General features: G+C 61.2%; 21 protein-coding genes and 2 pseudogenes. 10 read left to right on the top strand and 13 right to left on the bottom strand.

All coding sequences use genetic code 11. The features are described from left to right. Positions 1-26: 26 nt before the first annotated feature. The gene (locus tag JFT44_RS17625; RefSeq protein WP_057439460.1) at positions 27-536 is read right to left on the bottom strand and encodes a DUF1993 family protein; all 510 of its coding nucleotides are present in this window, start codon (positions 534-536) and stop codon (positions 27-29) included. A 115-nt stretch (positions 537-651) separates the two neighbouring features. Between JFT44_RS17625 and JFT44_RS17620 the strand changes: the two genes are divergently transcribed. Next, positions 652-1299: a YceH family protein gene (locus JFT44_RS17620; protein ID WP_057439461.1), complete on the top strand. Its 648-nt coding sequence runs from the start codon at positions 652-654 to the stop codon at positions 1297-1299. A gap of 186 nt (positions 1300-1485) precedes the next feature. On the opposite strand, the gene JFT44_RS17615 is transcribed toward JFT44_RS17620, so the two are convergent. Further along, positions 1486-2304, bottom strand: a complete 819-nt coding sequence (locus JFT44_RS17615; RefSeq protein WP_128593925.1) for a shikimate 5-dehydrogenase — start codon at positions 2302-2304, stop codon at positions 1486-1488. Positions 2305-2469: 165 nt separating this feature from the next. Here JFT44_RS17615 and JFT44_RS17610 point away from each other — a divergent pair, with 165 nt between their 5' ends. The 3 genes from JFT44_RS17610 to JFT44_RS17600 all read left to right on the top strand — a co-directional run bounded on the left by JFT44_RS17610 (position 2470) and on the right by JFT44_RS17600 (position 3531). Continuing rightward, on the top strand, positions 2470-2817 hold the full coding sequence (locus tag JFT44_RS17610) for a hypothetical protein (protein ID WP_057439463.1): 348 nt from the start codon (positions 2470-2472) through the stop codon (positions 2815-2817). 230 nt (positions 2818-3047) lie between these two features. Beyond that, positions 3048-3242: a hypothetical protein gene (locus JFT44_RS17605; protein ID WP_057959104.1), complete on the top strand. Its 195-nt coding sequence runs from the start codon at positions 3048-3050 to the stop codon at positions 3240-3242. A gap of 109 nt (positions 3243-3351) precedes the next feature. Further along, positions 3352-3531, top strand: coding sequence for a hypothetical protein (locus tag JFT44_RS17600; protein ID WP_057959103.1), 180 nt, complete (start codon positions 3352-3354; stop codon positions 3529-3531). On the opposite strand, the gene JFT44_RS17595 is transcribed toward JFT44_RS17600, so the two are convergent. Continuing rightward, on the bottom strand, positions 3528-4595 hold the full coding sequence (locus JFT44_RS17595) for an AI-2E family transporter (protein ID WP_057959102.1): 1068 nt from the start codon (positions 4593-4595) through the stop codon (positions 3528-3530). The genes JFT44_RS17600 and JFT44_RS17595 overlap by 4 nt on opposite strands. A gap of 161 nt (positions 4596-4756) precedes the next feature. Here JFT44_RS17595 and yegQ point away from each other — a divergent pair, with 161 nt between their 5' ends. Further along, a complete protein-coding gene (gene yegQ / locus JFT44_RS17590; protein ID WP_057959101.1) occupies positions 4757-6076 on the top strand; it encodes a tRNA 5-hydroxyuridine modification protein YegQ in 1320 nt (439 codons plus the stop codon). A 558-nt stretch (positions 6077-6634) separates the two neighbouring features. Here yegQ and JFT44_RS29190 read toward each other — a convergent pair. From JFT44_RS29190 to JFT44_RS17580, 3 genes and pseudogenes are all read right to left on the bottom strand, one after another. Further along, positions 6635-7390 (bottom strand): methyl-accepting chemotaxis protein, encoded by a 756-nt coding sequence (locus JFT44_RS29190; protein WP_374068248.1) that lies wholly within the window; start codon positions 7388-7390, stop codon positions 6635-6637. Between the two features lie 102 nt (positions 7391-7492). After that, positions 7493-8314 (bottom strand): annotated as a pseudogene (locus JFT44_RS29185) (cache domain-containing protein); the annotation flags it as partial. A 72-nt stretch (positions 8315-8386) separates the two neighbouring features. Further along, the gene (locus tag JFT44_RS17580) at positions 8387-9706 is read right to left on the bottom strand and encodes a Na+/H+ antiporter family protein (protein ID WP_169990072.1); all 1320 of its coding nucleotides are present in this window, start codon (positions 9704-9706) and stop codon (positions 8387-8389) included. A 165-nt stretch (positions 9707-9871) separates the two neighbouring features. On the opposite strand from JFT44_RS17580, the pseudogene JFT44_RS29180 reads away from it, so the two are divergent. Together JFT44_RS29180 and JFT44_RS29175 are read left to right on the top strand one after the other, a co-directional pair. Further along, positions 9872-11185: pseudogene (locus tag JFT44_RS29180) on the top strand (chemotaxis protein); the annotation flags it as partial. Between the two features lie 150 nt (positions 11186-11335). After that, entirely contained in the window at positions 11336-12091 is a 756-nt protein-coding gene (locus tag JFT44_RS29175) for a methyl-accepting chemotaxis protein (protein ID WP_374068247.1), read from the top strand. A 6-nt stretch (positions 12092-12097) separates the two neighbouring features. Here the strand turns inward: JFT44_RS29175 and JFT44_RS17570 are convergent, their stop codons facing one another. The 7 genes from JFT44_RS17570 to JFT44_RS17540 form a co-directional block, all read right to left on the bottom strand. Continuing rightward, positions 12098-12514, bottom strand: a complete 417-nt coding sequence (locus JFT44_RS17570; protein ID WP_169961218.1) for a DUF1850 domain-containing protein — start codon at positions 12512-12514, stop codon at positions 12098-12100. Continuing rightward, positions 12511-14538 (bottom strand): TRAP transporter permease, encoded by a 2028-nt coding sequence (locus JFT44_RS17565; RefSeq protein ID WP_169990062.1) that lies wholly within the window; start codon positions 14536-14538, stop codon positions 12511-12513. The genes JFT44_RS17570 and JFT44_RS17565 overlap by 4 nt, the downstream gene beginning before the upstream one ends. Positions 14539-14662: 124 nt before the next feature. Continuing rightward, entirely contained in the window at positions 14663-15616 is a 954-nt protein-coding gene (locus JFT44_RS17560) for a TAXI family TRAP transporter solute-binding subunit (protein WP_057439471.1), read from the bottom strand. Positions 15617-15825: 209 nt separating this feature from the next. Next, positions 15826-17145 (bottom strand): sensor histidine kinase, encoded by a 1320-nt coding sequence (locus tag JFT44_RS17555; protein ID WP_169990061.1) that lies wholly within the window; start codon positions 17143-17145, stop codon positions 15826-15828. Beyond that, positions 17142-17810 carry a response regulator transcription factor gene (locus JFT44_RS17550; protein WP_057959091.1) on the bottom strand — a complete coding sequence of 223 codons (669 nt, stop codon included), beginning with the start codon at positions 17808-17810 and terminating at the stop codon, positions 17142-17144. Before JFT44_RS17550 ends, JFT44_RS17555 begins: the two co-directional genes overlap by 4 nt. Beyond that, entirely contained in the window at positions 17810-18124 is a 315-nt protein-coding gene (locus JFT44_RS17545) for a PepSY domain-containing protein (protein WP_057959090.1), read from the bottom strand. The genes JFT44_RS17550 and JFT44_RS17545 overlap by 1 nt, the downstream gene beginning before the upstream one ends. Then, positions 18124-18429: a PepSY domain-containing protein gene (locus tag JFT44_RS17540; protein ID WP_057439473.1), complete on the bottom strand. Its 306-nt coding sequence runs from the start codon at positions 18427-18429 to the stop codon at positions 18124-18126. The genes JFT44_RS17545 and JFT44_RS17540 overlap by 1 nt, the downstream gene beginning before the upstream one ends. A gap of 159 nt (positions 18430-18588) precedes the next feature. Between JFT44_RS17540 and JFT44_RS17535 the strand changes: the two genes are divergently transcribed. The 3 genes from JFT44_RS17535 (at position 18589) to JFT44_RS17525 (ending at position 20762) form a co-directional block, all read left to right on the top strand. Continuing rightward, a complete protein-coding gene (locus tag JFT44_RS17535; RefSeq protein ID WP_198830966.1) occupies positions 18589-19668 on the top strand; it encodes a patatin-like phospholipase family protein in 1080 nt (359 codons plus the stop codon). 184 nt (positions 19669-19852) lie between these two features. Then, positions 19853-20065, top strand: a complete 213-nt coding sequence (locus JFT44_RS17530; RefSeq protein WP_057439475.1) for a helix-turn-helix transcriptional regulator — start codon at positions 19853-19855, stop codon at positions 20063-20065. A 301-nt stretch (positions 20066-20366) separates the two neighbouring features. Then, positions 20367-20762 (top strand): hypothetical protein, encoded by a 396-nt coding sequence (locus JFT44_RS17525; RefSeq protein WP_057438507.1) that lies wholly within the window; start codon positions 20367-20369, stop codon positions 20760-20762. Positions 20763-20849: the final 87 nt, after the last annotated feature.

Genomic DNA, 20849 nt, shown 5'->3' with positions numbered 1-20849 from the left:
ATTGGTTTTGCGGTGTGACTCGGGGCTTAGAACGCGCCCATGTAGTCACGCTTGCCCACTTCCACACCGTTATGACGCAGCAAGGCGTAGGCGGTGGTGACGTGGAAGAAGAACTGCGGCAGGCCGTAGGTCAGCAAGTAGGACTGGCCGCTGAAGCGTTTCTCTTTAGGCGTGCCCGGACGGGTGACGATCTCGATACCTTCCTTGCCGTCGATCTGTGCCGGGGTGATGGTGTCGATAAAGGCCAGGACCTTGGCGATCAGCGCTTGCAGGTCAGCGAAGGTAACTTCGGTATCTTCGTATTTCGGCACTTCGATCTCAGCCAGGCGCGCGGAAACGCCCTTGGCAAAATCCACGGCGATCTGTACCTGACGGACCAGCGGGAACATGTCCGGGAACAGACGCGCCTGCAGCAAGGCGTTAGGGTCGATGTTCTTGGCGGTGGCGTGGGCCTCGGCCTTGTTCAGCACATCGCTCAGGGCGTTGAGCATTTGCTTGAAGACCGGAAGTGAAGCGGCGTACAGGGAAATAGTCATGACAGTCTCGACAGTGGTGACAGGGTTTGAACAGCGGCGATTATAGACATGAGCGCTGCTTGTCTTTTATTTTTTCGGGATTAGGCTAGTGGGCTCACTGCATAGGGAAAGCGCGATGACCGCCGAGCACGACACCACCTCTTCCGAGCCGCGCCTGAACAGCACGGAAATCCGCGTTTTGGGCTGCCTGATCGAGAAACAGGCCACTAACCCGGAAACCTACCCGCTGACCCTCAACGCCCTGGTCCTGGCCTGCAACCAGAAAACCAGCCGGGAACCGGTGATGAACCTCAGCCAGGGCCAGGTTGGCCAGAGCCTGCGCGCCCTGGAGGGCCGTGGTTTTACCAAGCTGGTGATGGGCAGTCGCGCCGACCGCTGGGAACACCGCGTGGACAAGGCCCTGGAACTGGTGCCGGCACAGGTGATCCTTACCGGCCTGCTGTTCCTGCGCGGGCCGCAGACGGTCAACGAACTGCTGACCCGCAGCGGGCGCATGCATGATTTTGAAGATGCCGAGCAGGTGGTGCATCAGCTGGAACGCCTGATCGCCCGCGACCTGGCGGTACTGGTACCCAAGCAGGCCGGCCAGCGCGAAGACCGCTACACCCACTCCCTGGGTGACCCCGCGGATATCGAGGCGATCCTGGCCGCACGCGGTAGCCCGGTGGAGCGCAGCAGCGCCAGTGGGGTTTCCGTGGAGCGCATCGAGGAGCTGGAGGCGCGGATTGCGGCGCTGGAAGAGCGCCTGTCACGCCTCGAATAAACGTCCCCCCTTATGGGAGCGGACTTGTGTGGGAGCGGGCTTGCTGGCGAAAGCAGTGGGTCATTCAACACCAATGTTTGCTGGGCCGACGTCGTCGCGAGCAAGCCCGCTCCCACATTTGATCTTCGCTGCTTTGAGCATTGCGTTGCATTAGGGCTTGCCCGCTCCCACATGGGCCGGCGGTGTTTACTGCCGGGCGAAATCCACGGCCTTCTGGAACTGTTCGTCCGTCGGCCGGATGCCGGTGTACAGCACGAACTGCTCCAGGGCCTGGATCGCGATCACTTCCAGGCCGGTAATCACCCGCTTGCCCTGGGCCCTGCCCCGCACGATCAAGGGCGTTTCGGCGGGGATCGCCACCACATCGAACACGGTGTCTGCCGCATCAATTGCGTCGGCCTCGAAGGCCAGGTCCTGCGCCTGGGCGCCGCCAGTCATGCCGATCGGCGTCACGTTGACCAGCATCTGCGGGCGCGCTTCACCCAAGGTCGCCTGCCACTGATAGCCCAGGTTCTGCGCCAGGGCCCGACCCGCCGTTTCATTGCGCGCAACGATCACGCCATTGGCATAGCCACCATCCCGCAAGGCACTGGCCACGGCCTTGGCCATGCCGCCGCTGCCGTGCAGGGCGAAGGTCGAGTCCTTGGGCACCGCGTGTTTTTGCAGCAGTTGCTCGATGGCGATGTAGTCGGTGTTGTAGGCCTTGAGGTGCCCGGCGGTGTTGACAATGGTGTTGATCGAGGCGATGGCGCGGGCCGATTCGTCGAGCTCATCGACCAGCTCGATGCAGGCTTCCTTGAACGGCATCGACACCCCACACCCACGAATCCCCAAGGCACGGATCCCGGCCACGGCGCCGTTCAAGTCCTGGCTGCTGAACGCTTTGTAGTAGAAGTTCAGCCCCAGTTGCTCATACAAATGGTTATGAAATCGCAGGCCGAAATTGCCCGGACGGGCCGACAGCGACATGCACAACTGGGTATCCTTGTTGGGGTTCATCAGCATCGGTAACGCCTCTTCGAAGTAAGCAAATCGGTACAGACCTTACACAACCTTTACCTAGTGGCCGTGCTGTTTTCCTGAAATACGTTGTCTTAAAAGTATCCCCGCGACAATCCTTGAGTCTATTGATTGCAGACCACAAGCGCAGGGGCCAACCGAGGAAAGACCATGATTCGTAAAATCCCCAGGATCGCTTTGCTGATCGGTGCACTTGCTGTAGCCGGCCAAGCCTCCGCCCATGGTGGCGGTTGGGGTGGCCCGGCCGTATTGGGTGCGGTTGTCGGCGCAGCCGTAGTTGGCTCTGTGATCGCCAGCCATGATCGACCGGTGTATGTGCAGCAGCAACCGGTGTATTACCAGCCACAGCCGGTGTATGCCGCCCCGCCACCGGTCTATTACCAGCCGGCGCCAGTGTACGTGCAGCAGCCGGTGTATTACCGCCGGGCGCCCGTATATTACGGGCCACCACGTGGCTACTACGGCCCGCCCCGCGGCTATTACGGGCGTGGCTGGTAAACCCAGCAGCAAAAGCCCCGCACACCCGGCGGGGCTTTTTTATGGGTGGCCTGGTCTGAATAAATCTCGCCAGGGTCGTTATGGGGACAACCCTGGCTGTTAATTCCGACATTATTAAGGCCAACGTGCACTTGCCCAATTGGGGGCCGCGCTGTCATGTTTGTGTCACACGGCACTCTCACTATCAAAACTGTCCCCCATAACAGGCCATAACAACAAGGACGCCCAGCATGCCCACACAAAATCCGCATCATACCGCCGGCCTCTGCACCTCGAGCAAGGTCTATAGCGCCTTGACCGAGCTCAAGCACCTGGAAGGCCATCGCAGCGCCAAGTTTCTTTCGCTGCTGGCAGAAAACCTGGTCCACAAGGGCCTGCTCAATGAACAGGAAGTGCTGCACATGCTGGACCAGGTGGTTGACTGAGACCCTGCCGGCGCAGCCTCGATGACAGTGATGTTGACTATCGAGCAAGGTGATTTTCCCTCGCCGCCGGGCCACCGTAAGGTGACCTCCATCAGCAATGGAGGTAGATATGCCCACTATCCAGATCATGTCCGTCGTCGGCAGTGCCGTCCCTGTCCCCCTTCGCGAGCTGGGTTTGCTCGCCTGTTGGTACCTGGTACGCGACGGTGAAGCCATCAGTGGCCCCCTGACCTCACTGCCCGCCGCCCAGGCCCTGTCACGCAAGATGGCGCACTGCTTCTCGGCTTAGGGCAATGGCAGGCGTACCCGGGGTTTGGTTTCGACAAACAGCCCCCAGCTGGAAATAAACAGCGCGGCAATCAACGGCCCGATCACAAAACCATTGAGGCCGAAGACCGACAGGCCGCCCAGCGTCGAGATCAGGATCAGGTAATCCGGCATCTTGGTGTCCTTGCCCACCAGGACCGGGCGCAGCACGTTGTCCACCAGGCCGATCACAAACACCCCGAACAGGGCCAGCACCACCCCTTGCCAGATTGAACCGCTGAGCAGGAAGTACGCGGCTACCGGCCCCCACACAATCCCGGCACCCACCGCCGGCAGCAATGACAGAAACGCCATCAGCACCGCCCAGAGCAACGCACTGGGAATATCCAGAAACCAGAAGATCAGGCCACCCAGTGCCCCCTGGGTCACCGCCACCAGCACATTGCCCTTGACGGTCGCCCGTACCACGCGGTTGAACTTCAGTTGCAGGCGACGCTTCTGTGGCTCGGCCAGCGGCACCGCCGTGCGTACTTTGCGCACCAGTTCGGGGCCGTCGCGCAGCAGGAAGAACAGCAGGTAGAGCATGATGAAAAAGCTCACCAGGAAATCAAAGGTGCCTTGACCAAAGCTGAATGCCTGGCTGGCAAAGAACTGGCTGCCCTGCATCGCGCCCTTGACGATTTTCTCGCGCAGGCCTTCCAGGTTGCCCATGCCGAAGCGATCCAGCAGGTGCTGGAAGTACGGCGGCAGGAAGTTCTTGAATTGCTCGATGTAGCCCGCCACATCCAATTTGCCGCTTTCGACGTTCTTGTACAGCGTCGCCCCCTCCTGCACCAGCAAGGCGCTGGTGATGATCACCGGCAAGATCGCGATCACTAGGCACACCATCAGGGTACACAGCGACGTGAGGTTGCGGTTCCAGCCAAACTTGAGCTGCAGGCGCCGCTGCATAGGCGCAAAGATGATCCCGAGGATAACCGCCCAGAACACCGCGCCGTAGAACGGCAACAGGATCCAGAAAAACGCGAGGGTCACCAGGACCAGCAGCAATAGCAGGGTTTTGAATTGCAGATTCGTTTGGTTCATGTCCGATCCGTGCCAGAAAAACGTCGGGCGCCCAGCGCGCCCTGTTGCTTAGTCCACCGCGCATCCGGCGAGTGCCATCTTTATTTCTACAGCGTAGACCCAGATCAATAACCGCCAGGCCCGGCTCGGCTACCCTGCCGCCCTTTTGCGATCTGAATCCCATGCTCCCTGTCCTCGCTCCCGAATTGCTCGCCCCTGCCGGCACCCTGAAAAACATGCGCTACGCCTTTGCCTACGGCGCCGATGCGGTCTACGCCGGCCAGCCGCGCTACAGCTTGCGGGTGCGTAATAACGAGTTCGATCACGCCAACCTGGCCCTGGGCATCGCCGAGGCGCAGGCCCAGGGCAAGCGCTTTTATGTAGTGGTCAATATCGCGCCGCACAATGCCAAGCTGAAAACCTTCCTCAAGGACCTGGAACCGGTGATCGCCATGGGCCCGGACGCGCTGATCATGTCCGATCCGGGCTTGATCATGCTGGTGCGCCGGCACTTCCCGCAGATGCCGATCCATCTGTCGGTGCAGGCCAACACGGTGAACTGGGCCAGTGTCGAGTTCTGGCAGCAGCAAGGCATCTGCCGGATCATCCTGTCGCGGGAGCTGTCCCTGGAAGAAATCGCCGAAATCCGCCAGCACGTGCCGGCCATGGAGCTGGAAGTGTTTGTGCATGGCGCGCTGTGCATGGCCTACTCCGGGCGTTGCCTGTTGTCCGGCTACATGAACAAGCGCGATGCCAACCAGGGCACCTGCACCAATGCCTGCCGCTGGAAATACCAGGCCACACCCGCGGCCGAAAACACCGTGGGCGATATCGTCCAGCAGTATCAGCCCGAGCCGACCCTGGGCCTTGGCGCGCCCACCGACCAGGTGTTCCTGCTGCAGGAGGCCAACCGCCCGGATGAGCAGATGCCGGCCTTCGAGGACGAACACGGCACCTACATCATGAACGCCAAGGACCTGCGGGCGGTGCAGCATGTCGAGCGCCTGACGCAGATGGGCGTGCATTCGTTGAAAATCGAAGGCCGCACCAAGTCCCACTTTTATGTGGCGCGCACCACCCAGGTGTACCGCCAGGCCATTGATGATGCGGTGGCCGGTCGTGCGTTCGACCGGGGCTTGATGACCAACCTTGAGTCCCTGGCCCAGCGTGGCTACACCGAAGGTTTCCTGCGCCGCCACGTGCATGACGAATACCAGAACTACCAGAACGGCAGCTCCGTCTCGGAACAACAGCAGTTTGTCGGGGAATTGACCGGCGAACGGCGCGGGGAGCTGGCCGAAGTCAAGGTGAAGAACCGCTTTGCCGTGGGCAATCACCTGGAACTGATGACCCCGGCGGGGAACTTCCATTTTGACCTGGGGATGATGCATAACGCCAAGGGTGAGGCGATTGAGGTGGCGCCGGGGGATGGGCACACGGTGTATGTGCCGGTGCCGTTGGACATGGATATCGGGTTTGGGTTGTTGATGCGGGATGTGTAGCGGCTGTTAGGGCCCCATCGCAGGCAAGCCAGCTCCCACATTTGACTGCATTCACAGTTCAACATGTGGGAGCTGGCTTGCCTGCGATGAGGCCAGAACCAGCACCGCAATTGCCAGATCAGATCCTGAACTGCCCCACCAGCTCCCACATTTTGACCATGTTCACCGATCAAGTGTGGGAGCTGGCTTGCCTGCGATGAGGCCAGATCAAGCACCGCAATTGCCAGATCAGATCCCGAACTACCCCAGCAACCGCCACATTTTGACCATGTTCACCGATCAAGTGTGGGAGCTGGCTTGCCTGCGATGAGGCCAGAACCTGCACCGCAATTGCCAGATCAGATCCTGAACTACCCCAGCAACCGCCACATTTTGACCATGTTCACCGATCAAGTGTGGGAGCTGGCTTGCCTGCGATGAGGCCAGATCAAGCACCGCAATTGCCAGATCAGATCCTGAACTGCCCCACCAACTCCCACATTTTGACCATGTTCACCGATCAAGTGTGGGAGCTGGCTTGCCTGCGATGAGGCCAGAACCAGCACCGCAATTGCCAGATCAGATCCTGAACTGCCCCACCAACTGCCCCAACCGCTGCCCCAGTTCCGCCAGGCTGCGGGAGGTCTGTGCGCCCTGCTGGGTCTCGTCCGCCACGCTGTCCACCGCCACGGCAATCTGATGCACGCTGCGGTTGATCTCTTCGGCCACGGCGGTTTGCTCTTCTGCAGCACTGGCGATCTGCGCGTTCATCGTGTTGATGGTCCCGATCAGTTGCGCCATGGTATCGAGGGACGCCCCGGCTTCATTGGCCTGGGCCGAGGTGCCGTCGCCGGCATCGCTGGAGCGGCGCATGGATTCCACGGCCGCCTCGGTGCCCTTTTGCAGGCGGTCGATCATGCCCTGGATTTCCTGGGTGCTCTGCTGGGTGCGGCTGGCCAGTGCGCGGACTTCATCGGCCACCACCGCAAAGCCACGCCCGGCTTCACCGGCACGGGCGGCTTCAATGGCGGCGTTGAGGGCCAGCAGGTTGGTCTGCTCGGCAATCGAGCGGATCACCCCGAGCACGCTGACAATCGACGACACGTCCTGTTGCAGGCTATCCAGGGACACGCCACTGCTGCGGATGTCATTCACCAACGCATGAATCTGCGCGATGCTGCCATCCACCACGCGCTTGGCGGCCTGGCCTTCGGCGTCGGTCTGCTGCGCCGCCACGGCCGCGCCCTGGGCACTGCGGGCCACTTCATGGGCGGCAGACGACATTTCATTGATCGCCGTCGCCACCTGGTCGGTTTCCTGGCGCTGGCGTTCCATGGCCTGTTCCGAACGATGGGCCTGCTCGGACACCTGGCTGACCAGCCCGGTCAGTTGCGAGGTCATGTCAGTGATCTGGCGTACCAGGCCGTGGATCTTGTCGACAAACCGGTTGAACGAGCCGGCCAGTTCACCCAACTCGTCCTGGCTGGTGATTGCCAGGCGCCGGGTCAGGTCGCCCTCACCGGCGGCGATATCGTCGAGGTTGGCTTTCATCAGGTGCAAGGGGCGCAGGATGGTATTGGCCAGCAGCATGCCCGCTGCAGCGATCAGCAACAGCAGGATTACGGCGATGCCGACAATGCTCAACAACACCCCTTCCATGCGCTCGTTGACCTTGGCTTCGACTTCGCTGACCAGGGCCTCGATACCGTCGAGGTTGACCGAAGTACCGATCACCATGTCCCACTTGGGCAGGTACTCGGTGTAGCCGAGCTTGGGCACCAGTTCGGTTTGCCCCGGCTGGGTCGAGCTGTATTGCAGGTAGTGGGTGCCGTCCTTGCCGACCCTGACCAGGTCGCGGTTGACGTAGACGCCGTTGGGGTCACGGTTGTCCTTGAAGCTTTTGCCCACGCCGTCGGGGCTGTTGCCCTTGAACAGGCGGATGGTTTCGGAGTCGTAGCCGAAGAAATAGCCGTCCTTGCCGTAGGTTGTGTTGGACAACAGCTTGACCACCTGCGCCCGCGCCTCTGTATCGCCGGGGGCTGCGGCGTCGTACAGCGGCTTGATGGTGGTCATCGCCACTTCGACATAACTTTGCAGGGTGGCCTTGGCGTTGTTGAGCAGGCGCTGGCGGGTTTCGGCCACCTCGGTGCGCGCCTGTTCCTTGAGGATCCACACGGTGGTCAGGCTGATGACCACGGCAAACAACAACACCGGCAGTACGGCGAGGGACAGGACTTTGGCCTTCAGACTCAGACGCATGGATCTTCTCTCTTGTAGGGCAACGTTAGGAGGTTAACGGCCCTAAAGGAGAAAACTGTAGGAATCTGCTTGTTACAGGGTCATCGCGGCAAACCAGCCAAATACCAGCAACGGCAGGTTGTAGTGCAGGAAGGTCGGGACCACGGTGTCCCAGATATGGTGGTGCTGGCCGTCGATGTTCAAACCCGAGGTCGGCCCCAGGGTGGAGTCGGACGCCGGCGAACCGGCATCGCCCAGGGCCCCGGCGGTGCCGACGATGCAGACAATGGCCAGCGGGCTGAACCCCAGTTGCACACACAGCGGCACAAAAATCGCCGCAAGGATCGGCACGGTGGAAAACGACGAACCGATGCCCATGGTCACCAGCAGGCCCACCAGCAACATCAACAGCGCACCCACGCCACGGCTGTGGCCAATAAAATCGGCCGAGTCCTGCACCAGCGTCTGTACCTGGCCGGTGGCCTTGAGCACTTCGGCAAACCCCGACGCCGCGATCATGATGAAGCCGATCATCGCCATCATTTTCATGCCTTCGGTGAACAGATCATCGGTGTCGCGCCAGCGCACGATGCCCGATACCGAGAAGATCAGGAAACCCGCCAGGGCACCGATGATCATCGAGTCCAGCCACAACTGGATAATAAAGGCCGAGGCAATGGCCAGCCCGGCGACCAGCAGGGTCAGCGGGTTGTACTGCACCGCCACTTGCTCGACCCGCTCGATCTTCTGCTGGTCGTAGATGCGCTTTTTGCGGTAACTGATAAACACCGCCACCAACAGGCCGAACACCATGCCCAGCGCCGGAATACCCATGGCATGGGTAACGTTGACCTGGCTGATATCCACCCCGCTCTTGGCGACATTGGCCAGCAGGATCTGGTTGAGGAAGATATTGCCGAAGCCCACCGGCAGGAACATGTACGGGGTGATCAGGCCGAAGGTCATGACGCAGGCGATCAGGCGCCGGTCAATCTGCAACTTGGTCAGCACATACAGCAGCGGCGGTACCAGCAGCGGGATAAAGGCGATATGGATCGGCAGGATGTTCTGCGAGGCAATCGCCACCGCTCCCAGCAGGCAGATCAGCAGCCATTTGACAGAACTGCCGCCAGTGGTGTCCTGGCGGCCCACCAGCAGCAGGGCCTTGTCCGCCAGGGCATGGGCCAGGCCGGACTTGGCAATCGCCACCGCGAAAGCACCGAGCAATGCGTAAGACAACGCCACCGTGGCACCGCCGCCCAAGCCGCTGTTGAACGCGCTGAGCGTCGCGTCGATCCCCAGGCCACCGGTCAAACCGCCGACCAGGGCACCCACGATGATCGCGATGACCACATGCACGCGGGACAGGCTGAGCACGAGCATGGTACCGACCGCGGCGATTACTGCGTTAATCATGGTTACCTCAAGACAGAAATATAAACACAACACGTGCCGGCGCCCCGGCCAGATGTCGACCACGGCACACGCAGAAAGGGAGTTTTATTAGAGGCCGCGCACTTTGCAGCAGCCGGCGCGCCATGTCAAAGAACGACGTCGCGAATAGATTCAATTGAACGTATGAATAAAGAAAAACAACCGGCGGCCGATAGCGTGGATTATCTCTGTCGCAACGAAAGGTTAAGGATCTCCATGTCGCTCAGGCAGCTGTCCATTCAATGGAAAATCACCCTCCTCGCCGGCCTTTGTCTGTTGGGCATCGTGACCCTGCTGGTGGGTCTTTCGCTGTATCGGATGGACCAGAGTTCGCAACGGGTCCAGACCTCCAGCACACAGATGCTTAATGTTGCCGCCCAATCGCGCATCGAAGCCCAGGGTGAAGTGCAGGCGCTGGGCATCCGCCAGCAATTTATGGACGCCTACCAATATGGCCATGGCTTTTCGCGCCAGGTGCTGTTTTTGCGCGAACAGGCCGAAAAACGCTTCCTCGATGCCTTCGACCTGCGTGAAGACCTGACCCGCCAGGTCAAGGCCGCCCTGCAAGCCAACCCGGACCTGTTGGGCCTGTCCCTGGTCTTTGAGGCCAATGCCCTGGATGGCAAGGATGAGCTGTTCGCCGGCCAAGCGGAGCTGGGCAGCAATGAAAAGGGACGCTTTGCCCTGTACTGGTCGCAGCCGACACCCGGCACCCTGACCTCGATGGCGCTGCCGGAAAGCGATATGTCCGACACCAGCGTCGGCCCCAGCGGCGAGAAGGCCAACACCTGGTTCACCTGCCCACGCTCCACCCTCAAGCCGTGTGTGATCGAGCCGTACTTCTATGTGATCGACGGGCACAACGTCTTGCTGACCAGCATCGTGTTCCCGCTCATGGCCAATGGCAAAGTCATCGCCTCGCTGTCGGTGGACATCAACCTCAACAGCCTGCAGGCAGTCAGCCAGAATGCCAGCCGCGAGCTGTATGACGGCCAGACCAACGTCAGCATCATCAGCCCAGTGGGTTTGCTGGCCGGCTACAGCCCGGATGCGAGCAAGCTCAGCCAGCGCCTGGACAGTGTGGATACCGCCAGCGGCGCACAACTGATCAGCGCCATGGCCGGCAGCACCCAGACCTACAGCCTGCGTACCGACCATCAACTCAAGGTGCTGGCACCGTTCCAGCCCATTCCCAATGGCAAGTCCTGGGGCGTGTTGCTGGATGTGCCGGAAAAAGTCCTGATCGGCCCCGCCGAAACCCTCAAGGCCGAGCTGGATGCCGACAACACCAAAGGCACCCTGCTGGAACTTGGCCTGGGCCTGCTCGCCGCCATCGTCGGTTTGCTACTGGTGTGGCTGATGGCCCGCAGTGTCACCCGGCCGATCCTCGGCGTGGCCCATATGCTGGAGGATATCGCCAGCGGCGAAGGCGACCTGACCCGGCGCCTGGCCTACGACAAGCGCGACGAGCTGGGCGAACTGGCCAGTTGGTTCAACCGCTTCCTCGACAAACTGCAACCGATCATTGCCGAGGTCAAACGCTCGGTGCAGGACGCGCGCAGCACCGCCGACCAATCAGCGGCAATCGCCAGCCAGACCAGTGCCGGCATGGAGCAGCAGTACCGCCAGGTGGATCAGGTGGCCACCGCCTCCCACGAAATGAGCGCCACCGCCCAGGACGTCGCCCGCAGCGCCGCGCAGGCGGCACACGCTGCACGGGATGCCGACCAGGCCACCCGCGAAGGCCTGACGGTGATCGACCGCACCACCACCAGCATCGGCCACCTGGCTGCCGACATGAGCACGGCGATGGCCCAGGTCGAAGGTCTGGCAGCCAATAGCGAGCAGATCGGTTCAGTGCTGGAAGTGATCCGCGCGATTGCCGAACAAACCAACCTGCTGGCCCTCAACGCCGCCATCGAAGCCGCCCGTGCCGGTGAAGCCGGGCGTGGTTTTGCGGTGGTGGCGGACGAGGTGCGCAACCTCGCACGGCGCACTCAGGAGTCGGTGGAAGAAACCCGCCAGGTGATCGAACAGTTGCAAAACGGCACCCAGGAAGTGGTGAGCTCCATGAGCAACAGCCATCGCCAGGCCCAGGGCAGTGTCGAACAGGTCGGCCAGGCCGTCACGGCATTGCGCCAGATCGGCGATGCGGTGACGGTGATCAGCGACATGAACCTGCAGATTGCCAGCGCCGCCGAGCAGCAAAGCGCGGTGGCCGAGGAGATCAACAGCAACGTGGCGACGATTCGTGATGTGACCGAGTCGCTGTCGGAACAAGCCAATGAATCGGCGCGGGTCAGCCAGACGCTGAACAGCCTGGCCAATCAGCAACAGGGGTTGATGGACCAGTTCCGGGTCTGATCGCGGTTAAAAGGTGCGGGGCCGGGGGCTGGACGCAACCTCCAGCTCACACCCCCACAGCTCTACCGCCGGCTGGCTCGCCTGGGGCGGGCCGAGCCAGGCACTCAGCCACTGGCACTGCTGGTTGAAACACAGTTGATAATCCCCGGCCTCGGGGGTGCGGCCCAGGCGCAGGGGCTGCAAGGGCGGCAACTGACGCTGGTAATGCCAACTGCCATCACGCAGTTCGGCGCCGTGCGGGATCTCCATACCGGCCCCGGAACCCTTGACCCGCGCCTCGCCCAACACCAGGCCCTCAGGCGTTACACGGTAGTCCTCTTCCCAGCGCACTTTCTCAATCGTATGCGTCCAGGCCAGGGTAAACACAGGCGTAGGCACTTGTGCCCATACCGCGCCCGCCAAGCCCAGACACAGACCGATCACGCAGTGGCCGCCTGGGCACGATGGGCACGCCAGCAGTGCTGTGCGATCAACAGGCCCACCATGACGAAGCCGATTTCATCGCTTAACGGCGTCGCCAGAATCAGGCTACCACCGGCGAAGAAGCCCAACAGGCGCTCCCACCAACTCAGCCTGGCTTGCAAGTAGCCGGTAAATACCGCGCCCCAGATACCAATGGCCAGCATCGCTTTGGCCACCACATACAGTGTGGCCAGCAGGCTATCGCCCTGCAGCATCAGCGCCGGCTCGTACACCGCCATAAACGGCACAACGAACCCCGCCACCGCGATGCGTACCGCCCACAAGCTGATCTTCAGGCCGCTCTCCCTGGCAATCGGTGCCGCCGCGAAACAGGCCAATGCCACCGGCGGTGTGAGGTCGGCCATGATGCCGAAATAGAACACGAACATATGCGAGACAATCAGCGGTACGCCGAGGTCCAGCAGTGCCGGTGCAGCGATCGAACTGGTGATGATGTAGTTGGGAATGGTCGGGATCCCCATGCCCAGCACCAGGCAAGTGAGCATGGTGAGCACCAGCGACAGGAACAGGCTGTCCTGGCCAATGGCAAGGATGTAACCGGCAAAGGTGGACGCCACCCCGGTCAGCGACACGACACCGATAATCACCCCCACCAGGGCGCAGGCAATCCCCACCGGCACCGCGTGCCGTGCGCCCTCTACCAGCGCATGCAGGCAGATGGTCAGGGTGTCGCGGCCGCCTTTGATAAACCAGCACACCGCCACCAGCAGCGCCACCACCCCGAACACCATGCCGATACCGAGCCGGAAGAAGCCCGCGCAAAGCAGACCCAGGACGATCCAGAAGACAAAACGCATCACCTTGGACGAGACCCGCAGGATGATCGCCGAGCCGAGAATCACAATGGACGTCAGGGCCAGGCCGACCATGCCGGAGAACAGCGGCGTGCGCCCGGAGAACAGCAGGTAGATCAGCACAAACAGCGGAATCAACAGATACCAGCGCTGCTTCACCGCGGCCCAGGGGTTCGGGCATTCGTCCTTGGGCAGGCCACGCAGGTTGGAGCGCTTGGCTTCCAGGTGAACCATCCAGAATACCGAGCCGAAGTACAGCATGGCCGGAATCAACGCGGCCTTGGCCACCTCGAAGAACGGCACGTTGATCGTCTCGGCCATGATAAAGGCCACTGCGCCCATGATCGGCGGCATGATCTGGCTGCCCATCGACGAGGTCGCTTCCACGCCACCGGCAAACGCCGACTTGTAGCCGAAGCGCTTCATCAACGGGATGGTGAATTGGCCGGTGGTGACCACGTTGGCCACCCCCGAACCGGTGATGGTGCCCATCAGCGCCGACGACACCACGGAAACCTTGGCCGGGCCACCGAGTTTGTGGCCGAACAGGCCCATGGCGAAATCGGTGAACAGCTTGATCATTCCGGCCTGTTCAAGGAACGCACCGAACAGGATAAACAGGAAGATGTACGTGGCCGATACATAGGTCGGCGTGCCATACAGCCCCTCGGTGCCAAAGGCCAGTTGGTTGACGATCTGGTCGATGGCATAGCCGCGGTGCATCAGATCGCCCGGCAGGTACTGGCCGAACAGGCCGTAGGCCAGGAACAGCGCACAGATCAACGGCAGGGCAATCCCCATCACCCGCCGCGCCGCCTCAAACACCAGCACAATCAGCACCAGACCGATGACCATATCGCTATCGGTCAGGTCGCCAGAGCGTTGAATCAAGTCGGCTTCGAAATACCACTGGTAGAACGCCGTGGCCATTCCGGCCAGCCCCAGCAGCCAGGCCATCGGCTGCCAGGGCTGAGCATTGCCACGCGCCGGGAAACACAGAAACACCACCAGCAACAGAAAGCCCACATGCACGGCCCGCAGAATCTGGCTGGAGACCGGATGAAAGGCCGCGGTAATGATTTGGAAGACGGAAAACAACAGCGCGACGTAGAACAGCGCTCGCGGCCAATCCCTGGGACTGGCGGCAAGGCCTTGATCGTGCTCACTCATGCAGGTCACTCCCACGTTACAACATCGACATGCCAACAAGCCTGGCGCGTTGTGCGCGCCAGGCTATTCACCGCTCTGGCATAGCGCGCAGCGCTTGGCACTGCGCACCGCACCCACCTGGGCCTTACAGTGCGCCCGCTTCCTTGTAGAAACGCTCGGCGCCCGGATGCAGTGGGATAGGCAGGCCCTTGGCCGCGCCCTGCAACTTGATATCTTTGGCCGCCGAGTGGGCGTTACCCAGACGATCGAGGTTGTCGAACATGAGCTTGGTCATCTGGTAGGCCACCTCATCGGTCACGCCGTCATGGCTGACCAGGATGTTGGTGATGGCCACAGTCGCTACATCGCTGTCCTGACCGTCATAAGTGCCCGCCGGGATCACCGCGCCCTGGTAGGCAGCGTTATCGATCTTCGCCGTGATATCCGCCGGGATGGCAACGAAGGTTATCGGCAGGGTCGCGGCCAGGTCGCGGATCGCCGCCATGCCCAGGCCCGAGGACTGCAGGGTGGCATCCAACTGGCGGTTCTTGATTAACTCGACCGACTCGGCGTACGGCAGAAACTCGACCTTGCCCATGTCTTCATAGCTCAGGCCAGCAGCCTTGAAGATGGCGCGGGCGTTCAGCTCGGTACCGGATTTCGGCGCGCCGACGGAGATACGCTTGTTTTTCAGATCTTCCAGGGTGGTGATGCCAGACTCCTTGCTGGCGACGATCTGGATGTAGTTGGGGTAGGTGCCGGCAATCGCCCGCAGTTTTTTCAAGGGAGCCTTGAAGCCGGCGTCTTGCACGCCATTCCAGGCATCGGCGACCGAGTCACCGAGGGCAAAGGCCAGCTCGCCGCGACCGGCTTGCAGCAGGTTGAGGTTTTCCACCGACGCCTTGGTGGCCTGCACCGAGGTCTTCGATCCGTCTATACCGTTGCTGTACAGCTGTGACAACGCCACCCCAATCGGGTAGTACACGCCGCTGGTGCCACCGGTCAGGACGTTGATAAAGGTTGGGGCGGCGAGTGCCGAGGAACTGGCGACAAGGGCTGCGGCAGCAGCAAACAGGCTCAAGCGTTTGGTCATTTGCATAGATTCACCTTTTATCCTTCTTATTAGGTACCGAGCAGCCGCGTGACCGGCTGACGAGCCCTATGGTAGCTGCCGCGCGCGAAACAGAGAAAATCCTGGTGCCTTTAACCTGTTCCACACGGCCTGCGTGGTGGCTGTTATAAGCGAATTTACGCGAGCCAGGTTCTGTAAGAAAAGTCTTGTTGCAAATCGGCACCCGTAACCGCCGGTCAGGTGTGGCGCCGGGGCAGTTCGATCAACACTTTGAGCCCGCCCAGTGGGCTCTCTTGCAACCGCAATGTACCGGCCCATACATCGACAATGTCCCGCACGATGCCCAGCCCCAGGCCATGGCCATCGGTCTGTTCATCCAGGCGGGTGCCACGACTGAAAACCTGGTCGCGCTGGGCCTCGGGAATACCCGGGCCGTCATCTTCGACGATCAGTTGAAAACACTCCGGGGTCTGCTCAATGCTCAAACGCACTTCGGCATCCGCCCATTTGCAGGCGTTGTCCAGCAGGTTGCCCAAGAGCTCCAGCAAGTCTTCGCGGTCCCAGGGCAGTTGCAAGCCGGGGCGAACCTGGTAGCTCAACTCCAGGTGTTCGCCGTGGATCATGTTCAGGGTCGCCAGCAAGCCCGGCAGTTCGCTGTCGCAGTCGAACAGCGCGCCGGGCAGGGTTTCACCGGCCAGACGCGCGCGGTTGAGTTCGCGGTTGAGCCGTTGCTGCACCTGCTGCAACTGCTCGCGCAACAACTTGGCCAATTGTGGCTGGTCCTTGAGCTGCTCGCTGGAAGCCACGCTCAACAATACCGCCAGCGGGGTCTTCAAGGCATGGCCGAGGTTACCCAGGGCGTTGCGCGAGCGTTTGAGGCTGTCTTCGGTATGGGCCAACAGGTGGTTGATCTGCGCCACCAGCGGCTCCAGCTCCACCGGCACCTGGGTATCCAGTTGCGAGCGCTGGCCTTGTTGCAGCTGTGCAATCTGCTCGCGCGCAGTTTCCAGCGGGCGCAGGGCCCGGCGTACGGTGACCCGTTGCAGGATCAGGATCAGCAGCAGCGCCGCCAGCCCGAGGACCAGGCCGACCTGGCGCATCAGGCGAAAACTTTCCCGCACGGGCGTGTAGTCTTGAGCCACGCTGATGGAAATCGACTGGCCAAAACGCTTGTAGTCCGATCGCAGGACCAGCAGTTGCTGGCCTTCCGGGCCCAATTGCAGGTTGCCCTTCAGGCCGGCCTGGGGCAGTTGCGGCAGTTCCTGGTCCCACAATGAACGGGAGCGCCAGTGGTTGTCGCTGAAGTCGATACGGAAATAATGCCCGGAAAACGGCCGTTGATAGGCCGGTGACAAGCGCTGTTCATCCAGTTGCACGCCGCCGGGCCCACGCACCAGGGCCACCAGCAGGTTTTCGCTGTCGTTGCGCAGACCCGCTTCCAGGTAGCGCTGCAGACCCACTTCGAACAGCCACAGGCTGGTCTGCGCCAGCACCAGGCCGACGATCACCATCACGCTGATCAGCCCCAGGCTCAGCCGCCGCTGGATCGACCTCACGCGGGGCTGGCGCCAAAGCGATAACCCTGGCCACGCCGGGTTTCAATCACGCTGCGCCCGAGCTTGCGCCGCAGATGGTTGACGTGGACCTCGAGGACATTGGAGTCGCGCTCGGTCTCGCCGTCATACAGGTGCTCGGCCAGATGGCTTTTGGAAAGGATTTGTTCGGGATGCAGCATGAAGTAGCGCAGCAGGCGAAACTCGGCAGCGGTCAGTTGCACCTCGGCACCGTCGCGCATCACGCACTGACGGCCTTCATCCAGGTGCAAGCCCGCCGCCTGCAAGGTCGGCTGATTGGCCTGGCCATGGGAACGGCGCAGCAAGGCCTGGATGCGCAGGTACAACTCCTCGGGGTGGAACGGCTTGCTCAGGTAATCGTCGGCCCCGGCCTTGAGCCCTGCGATGCGCTCGGCCCAGGAATCGCGGGCGGTGAGGATCAACACCGGGGTCGCCAGCGCGGCGGCGCGCCACTGGCTCAGCACCTCAAGCCCCGGCAAGCCAGGCAGGCCCAGATCGAGGATGATCAGGTCATACGGCTCGCTGCGCCCCTGATACACCGCATCGCGACCGTCCGCCAGCCAATCCACGGCATAGCCCTGGGCTTTCAGCCCGGCCATCAGTTCATCAGCCAACGGTACGTGGTCTTCCACCAGAAGCAGGCGCATCAGTCATCTTCCTCGTCTTCAAGCAGCGCGCCGGTGGTCGCGTCCAGTTTGATTTCCCGGACCACGCCATCGGTGGTCACCAGCTCCACCTCATAGACGTAACTGCCGTGTTTGCTCTCAAGCTCAGCCTCCAGCAACCTGGCACCGGGATGCCGGGCCATGGCCTGCAGCAGCAGTTGCTCCAGGGACAGGATCACCCCTTGCTGACGCAATTCCAGGGCTTCATCCTGGTTGAGGTCCCGGGCAGCCACCACCGAGCAAAAGGCCAGGAGCACCAGCGCCAGTCGACTGCCGGTGCGTAGATTTACCTTCATTACGTATCCTGATGATCCTTGAGGACTTGCCCGGTGACAGCGTCCAATTCCACATCCCACTCGACGCCCTGGGCATCGCGCAGGTCAACCTGGTAAATATACTTGCCGTATTCCTGCTCCAGCTCGGTTTCATGCACCGTGCCACCTGGGTGCTTGGCCAGGGCGGCGGCATTGAGCTTCTCGAAAGACTGGATGGTACCAGCGTCACGCAATTTCAGCGCTTCATCCGGCCCCAGGTCCCGCGCCTGGGCCAGGCCGCTGGTGAGGGCGATGATACTGGCGGTGATAATTGTGAGGGTTTTCATGATCGTTCTCCATTTCAGGATGTTTTGCCTACGGCCCCCACAGTACGGGTCGCAACTTAACTGAAACTGAATTGCCACCATGGCAATTGTCCCACAACACCTTGCCAGGCTCCGGGGAATATTTCCTATACTGCCCGGCTCGCCTGCACAGAGATCGGTATGACGGCCATTCACATCAAGTTCCCCGCCCTGACGCTCAAGGCTGGCCAACGCGCTTTTGCACGCATTCGCGAACAAGGCCTCCAGCCTGCCGATGTGGGGATTCTGCCCGGCGCGGCCGGTGGTCCCAAGGCCCTGGGCATTCAGGGTCTGGACTTGGCGCTGTTCGGTGACTGGCTGGCGCGTGCCCCCCGCGAGCGTGCGCTGATCGGCGCGTCGATCGGTTCCTGGCGCTTTGCCAGTGCCTGCCTGCCGGATCCGGTACAGGGCCTGCTCGACCTCGGGCGCCTGTATAACGAGCAACGCTTTGCCAAGGGCGTGACCATGGCCGAGGTCAGCCAGAGTTGCCAGCGCATGCTCGACGACCTGCTGGCCGGGCGCGATGCGTCGCTATTGGATAACCCGCACTATCGCCTGAATATAGTCGTGGTCAAAAGCCATGGCCTGTTGGCCGACGATCACCGAGGGCGCCTGGGCCTGGGCCTGTCCTCGGTGATCGCCGATAACCTGCGCGGCCGTGCGCGGCTGTCCCGGCATTTTGAACGGCTGATCATCCACGACCCGCGCCAGGCGCCGCCACTGCACCCGCTCACGGATTTCCCTTCGCGCTTTCTCGCCCTGGAACCGGGCAACCTGCGCCAGGCCCTGCTGGCGTCCGGCTCGATCCCCATGGTGATGCAAGGCGTACGCGACTTGCCGGGCGCCGGTGCCGGCACCTATCGCGATGGTGGCCTGCTGGACTACCACCTCGACCTGCCCTACCACGGCGATGACATTGTGCTGTACCCGCACTTCACTGATCGAGTCATCCCCGGCTGGTTCGACAAGAGTCTGCCGTGGCGGCGCAGTAGCCCACAGGGTCTGCAGGATGTGTTGCTGGTGGCCCCCTCACGGGACTACCTGGCCCGCCTGCCCCACGGAAAATTGCCGGATCGCAGCGACTTCAAGCGCTTTATGGGGGATGACGCGCGACGCAACCAGTACTGGCAAACCGCGATGAGTGAAAGCCAGCGGCTGGGCGATGAGTTCCTTGAACTGGCCGATAGTGGCCAGCTGGGTGAGCGCTTGATTGCGCTCTGAGCCACCAGGCCTTATTTTTCCGCAAATTGGCGTAGCGCCCGGCGAGCGTACGTTCACCCTTACCGTGGGTGTATCATCCGGCGCTATGTATGCGATCATACAAGGCATCTTTCTGTGTGCATTCTCATTAACAGTGGCCGAATCAAAAGTTATCGACGATGAAAACAAAAGCATCATCTAACCCATGACAATCATCATTCGATTGGACGTCATGATGGCGAAGAAGAAGATTCGCTCCAACCAACTGGCAGATGCCATTGGGATTACCGAAGCCAATCTATCGCTATTGAAAAACGGAAAGATCAAAGGCGTTAAACTCGAAACCCTGAACAAGCTGTGTATCGCCCTGGATTGCCAGCCAGGCGACTTGCTGGAGTTCGAGAGCGAAGAAGCCTAGCCCTGGAATGAGCTGCCTGGCTTGCGGGCAACCCTGTAAAACACTGATAAATTCAACGCGGACCTCCCCCTTATGAAACCCATAAAGTTCCTGGGCCTCGTCACTACCGCCCTGATTACTGGTTGCAGTAACACCAGTTTCAGCCCTTCCTCGTTCAAGGTTTATGAACCAGGTACGCAGTTCGGCAACCGCCACGGCTCTTCTTTCTGGCTGGATACACCCTGCCCTAAACGTGGTTGCGATAATAATAAGTTGTTCTTCAATCCAGCCCACCAGGAAACAACTTTGGAAAGATACAACCATGCATTCTAATCGCAAAAAAATGTACAGCCTTGGCATGTTCCTGCTTCTGGCAGCAGCCCAGGCAAGCGCGCAGGACTTGCCCAACCTTTCGCTTCTCACGCGCTATGGCGTCACCGAAGATCAGTTGCCGGCAGCCCCCACCGACCTGGCACTGAGCACCGAACCGACGAAAAGTCGCTTTGAAGTGCAGCCCGAACGGCCACTGATCCGGTTGGAGAAAAACGGCAACCTGGTGTCTGAAACCACCGGCAATATCAGCATTGATAACGCCGCCGCCCAAAGCCAGGTGCAGTGTGCCCGTGCGTATGCCGAACTGGAGCGCCGAGGGTCGCAGCGCTCATTGCCGTGTGGGGATGGGGTCAAGGTCAGTACAACGTTATGGTCCCAGGAGTAACAGCGCTTTACGCACTCCGCCTGGTTGCCCGATAAAACAGGTTAGAATGCGCGCCAAGTCGGTCACCTGGGCCCATAAAGCGCTCAC

This window comes from Pseudomonas sp. MF5691 (assembly GCF_016405645.1).
In the GTDB taxonomy this organism is placed as follows: domain Bacteria; phylum Pseudomonadota; class Gammaproteobacteria; order Pseudomonadales; family Pseudomonadaceae; genus Aquipseudomonas; species Aquipseudomonas shahriarae.
The sequence above is the reverse complement of the archived record's forward strand: the minus strand, read 5'-3'. Positions and strand labels throughout refer to the sequence as shown.

Bases quoted from the DNA above. Each gene is read 5' to 3' on its own strand.
- JFT44_RS17620 (WP_057439461.1), top strand. From the start codon at position 652: ATGACCGCCGAGCACGACACCACCTCTTCCGAGCCGCGCCTGAACAGC.
- JFT44_RS17610 (WP_057439463.1), top strand. From the start codon at position 2,470: ATGATTCGTAAAATCCCCAGGATCGCTTTGCTGATCGGTGCACTTGCT.
- JFT44_RS17545 (WP_057959090.1), bottom strand. From the start codon at position 18,124: ATGAAGGTAAATCTACGCACCGGCAGTCGACTGGCGCTGGTGCTCCTG.
- JFT44_RS17595 (WP_057959102.1), bottom strand. From the start codon at position 4,595: ATGAACCAAACGAATCTGCAATTCAAAACCCTGCTATTGCTGCTGGTC.
- JFT44_RS17540 (WP_057439473.1), bottom strand. From the start codon at position 18,429: ATGAAAACCCTCACAATTATCACCGCCAGTATCATCGCCCTCACCAGC.
- JFT44_RS17625 (WP_057439460.1), bottom strand. From the start codon at position 536: ATGACTATTTCCCTGTACGCCGCTTCACTTCCGGTCTTCAAGCAAATG.
- JFT44_RS17560 (WP_057439471.1), bottom strand. From the start codon at position 15,616: ATGCAAATGACCAAACGCTTGAGCCTGTTTGCTGCTGCCGCAGCCCTT.
- JFT44_RS17530 (WP_057439475.1), top strand. From the start codon at position 19,853: ATGACAATCATCATTCGATTGGACGTCATGATGGCGAAGAAGAAGATT.
- JFT44_RS17525 (WP_057438507.1), top strand. From the start codon at position 20,367: ATGCATTCTAATCGCAAAAAAATGTACAGCCTTGGCATGTTCCTGCTT.
- JFT44_RS17600 (WP_057959103.1), top strand. From the start codon at position 3,352: ATGCCCACTATCCAGATCATGTCCGTCGTCGGCAGTGCCGTCCCTGTC.
- JFT44_RS17605 (WP_057959104.1), top strand. From the start codon at position 3,048: ATGCCCACACAAAATCCGCATCATACCGCCGGCCTCTGCACCTCGAGC.
- JFT44_RS17615 (WP_128593925.1), bottom strand. From the start codon at position 2,304: ATGCTGATGAACCCCAACAAGGATACCCAGTTGTGCATGTCGCTGTCG.
- yegQ (WP_057959101.1), top strand. From the start codon at position 4,757: ATGCTCCCTGTCCTCGCTCCCGAATTGCTCGCCCCTGCCGGCACCCTG.
- JFT44_RS17565 (WP_169990062.1), bottom strand. From the start codon at position 14,538: ATGAGTGAGCACGATCAAGGCCTTGCCGCCAGTCCCAGGGATTGGCCG.
- JFT44_RS17550 (WP_057959091.1), bottom strand. From the start codon at position 17,810: ATGCGCCTGCTTCTGGTGGAAGACCACGTACCGTTGGCTGATGAACTG.
- JFT44_RS29175 (WP_374068247.1), top strand. From the start codon at position 11,336: ATGGAGCAGCAGTACCGCCAGGTGGATCAGGTGGCCACCGCCTCCCAC.
- JFT44_RS29190 (WP_374068248.1), bottom strand. From the start codon at position 7,390: ATGGAACGCCAGCGCCAGGAAACCGACCAGGTGGCGACGGCGATCAAT.
- JFT44_RS17535 (WP_198830966.1), top strand. From the start codon at position 18,589: ATGACGGCCATTCACATCAAGTTCCCCGCCCTGACGCTCAAGGCTGGC.